At 70.0% G+C, this 2,122-nt stretch carries 3 protein-coding genes and 1 pseudogene; 1 reads left to right on the top strand and 3 read right to left on the bottom strand.

The window, feature by feature from the left end; genetic code table 11:
* A pseudogene (locus ACLN58_RS21465) lies at window positions 1-440 on the top strand (hypothetical protein); the annotation flags it as partial.
* A gap of 29 nt (window positions 441-469) precedes the next feature.
* On the opposite strand, the gene ACLN58_RS21460 reads toward ACLN58_RS21465, so the two are convergent.
* From ACLN58_RS21460 to ACLN58_RS21450, 3 genes are all read right to left on the bottom strand, one after another.
* Window positions 470-838 carry a flagellar assembly protein FliW gene (locus ACLN58_RS21460; protein ID WP_415857242.1) on the bottom strand — a complete coding sequence of 123 codons (369 nt, stop codon included), beginning with the start codon at window positions 836-838 and terminating at the stop codon, window positions 470-472.
* Window positions 835-1,719, bottom strand: a complete 885-nt coding sequence (gene flgL / locus ACLN58_RS21455) for a flagellar hook-associated protein FlgL (protein ID WP_415857241.1) — start codon at window positions 1,717-1,719, stop codon at window positions 835-837. The genes ACLN58_RS21460 and flgL overlap by 4 nt, the downstream gene beginning before the upstream one ends.
* A 1-nt stretch (window position 1,720) precedes the next feature.
* The coding region (locus ACLN58_RS21450; RefSeq protein WP_415857240.1) for a flagellar basal body rod C-terminal domain-containing protein at window positions 1,721-2,122 on the bottom strand (402 nt) is incomplete at its 5' end.

Genomic DNA, 2,122 nt, shown 5'->3' with positions numbered 1-2,122 from the left:
ATCAGGGCTCGCAGAACCAAGGCTCGCAGAACCAGGGTGTGCAGAACCAGGGATCGCAGTCTCAGGGTTCGCAGTCTCAGGGTTCGCAGGCGGGCGACCAAGGCCAGGGCGTGGGATCGCCCTCGCAGGGAAACAGCCAGGGGCAGCAGGGCGAGCAGGGGAACGGCAACGCTTGGGGAGCCGCCGGGCAGGCGGTAAGCGTCCCGGCTGGGCCGGGTTCGACCGGTGGCGCCGGTCAGGCGTCCGGGCAGCAAGGCCGCGCGGCGGGCCAGACGAGCACGGCGGGGAGCCAGGGCGGGAACTCGCAGGGTCAGCTCTCGAACGAGTTGAACCACTGGCTCGGCCTGCTTGATCCGAGCCTCGCCTCGAAGGGAAGCCAGGGCGGTACGTCGACCGGCAAGTCGAGTGCGAGCCAGCAGAACTCGCAGGGCAACAACTAGCCGCCTAACACCAATTAGCCGCCTGACCGTTAGGCAGAGAGCGACGCCCGCAGCGGCCAGCCCTGACCGTCGAGGATGGCTTGCGCACTCTGGCCCGTCGACTCGTTGACCAGGACCGGAGCCATGAGGTTCACGGTGGTCCCGTTGCCCCCCGGCGTCGCGACGACGAGGACGCGCGCGTCCTGCGCCGAGCCGAGGCCGATCTCGCGGCATGGTGCCGCGATCTCGGGCGCGTACTGCGGGAGGTAGACGGACGCATCGAGCACAAAGAGCCGGACTTCGGGCGCCTCGGCGGGACGGAGGCTGAAGAGTCCCACGGCGCCGTCGACCGCATCGAGCGTGTAGTCCGTGTACGGCGCGAGTCCCGGGAGCGGCTCGGCGAAGGTGAGGGCGCTCATTTGAGGAAGTCCGTGAGGCTCGGCTGGAGGACCTTAGCGGTGACCGCGAGGGCGGCCTGATAGGCCGTCTGCTGGAGCTGGAGGTCGATCGCGGCCTTCCCGAGGTCCATGTCTTCGATGCCCGAGCGCTGGACCTCGAGCGATGTCTGCGCCGCCGCGGTGCTTTGGCCGGCCCGCTGGAGCCGCGCGAGCCGGCTGCCGATGTCCGCGCGTCCGCTCATGACCGCCTTCATCCCGTTGTCGAGTGCCGTGATCTGCGCTGAGGGGTCCAGCCCGCTGCGCAGATCTGACGAAATGCCGTCCAGCACAGTGAACACCGAAGCTGGCCCGGACCCGAAGACCGCCGCGCCATCCGCATCGACCTGGACGGTCTGGTCGGGCCCGATGCGGCGCTGAACCGTGTTGCCGGGCGCGCCGTTGAACGTGGGTGGCGCGCCGTCGGTGAACGCAGCAGCCGCGTCCGACGTGCCGGCAAAGACGTTGCGGCCCAGGTAGCGCGTGTTCGCCGCCGAGAGCAGGTCTTTGCGGAGTGAGTCCACCTGCTGGGCGAGGGCGTTCTTGGCGTCCTGGTTGAGCGAGCCGTTGCTGCCCTGGATCGCGAGATCGCGGACCTGGCGGAGGAGGCCAGTCGCGGTGCCGAGCGTCGAGTCGAGCGTGGTGAGCCAGCCAGTGCCGTCGTTGATATTGCGTTGGTACTGGCTGGTCGCGGCGATCTGTGCGCGAACCCGGAGCGCGTCGCCGGTTCCGACCGGGTCGTCTGACGGTCGCGTGATGCGTGCGCCGGAGCTCGCGGTGTCCTGGGCCGCGGCGAGGCGCGCCTGCCGTGCGCCGAGGCTGCGCTGCGCAGACATCGTCATGGTCTGGTCGGTCACGCGGAGCATGTCAGAGTCCTACCGTTCCGGTGTGGTGGATGAGGGTGTCGAGGGCCTGGTCGATCGCGTTCATGACGCGCGCGGCCGCCTGATACGCGTGCTGTGCCGCGAGGAGGTTCGTGTTCTCCTCGTCGAGGCTCACCGACGCGCCGGATGCTTGGGCCTGCTTGGCGTTCGCCGCGGCGCCGTCCGTAAGGTTTTCCTGCTGCTGGGCGGTCTTCGACGCGCTCCCCGTGGCGGTCACGAACGCCGCCCACTGGCTGTCGGGCGAGGCCGGCCGCACTCCGAGCTGCGCGATCGCATCCGCGGCCGAACCGTCGAGGGCGCCCGCTCCCGCCGCTCGGGCGGCGATGCCGCTCGCGTCCTTCGGGACGACGGAGAGGCCCTGTGCGGCCGGAACCCCGGAATTGAG

It is taken from the genome of Sinomonas sp. G460-2 (assembly GCF_047759905.1).
Taxonomy (GTDB): Bacteria; Actinomycetota; Actinomycetes; order Actinomycetales; family Micrococcaceae; genus Sinomonas.
The sequence above is the reverse complement of the archived record's forward strand: the minus strand, read 5'-3'. Positions and strand labels throughout refer to the sequence as shown.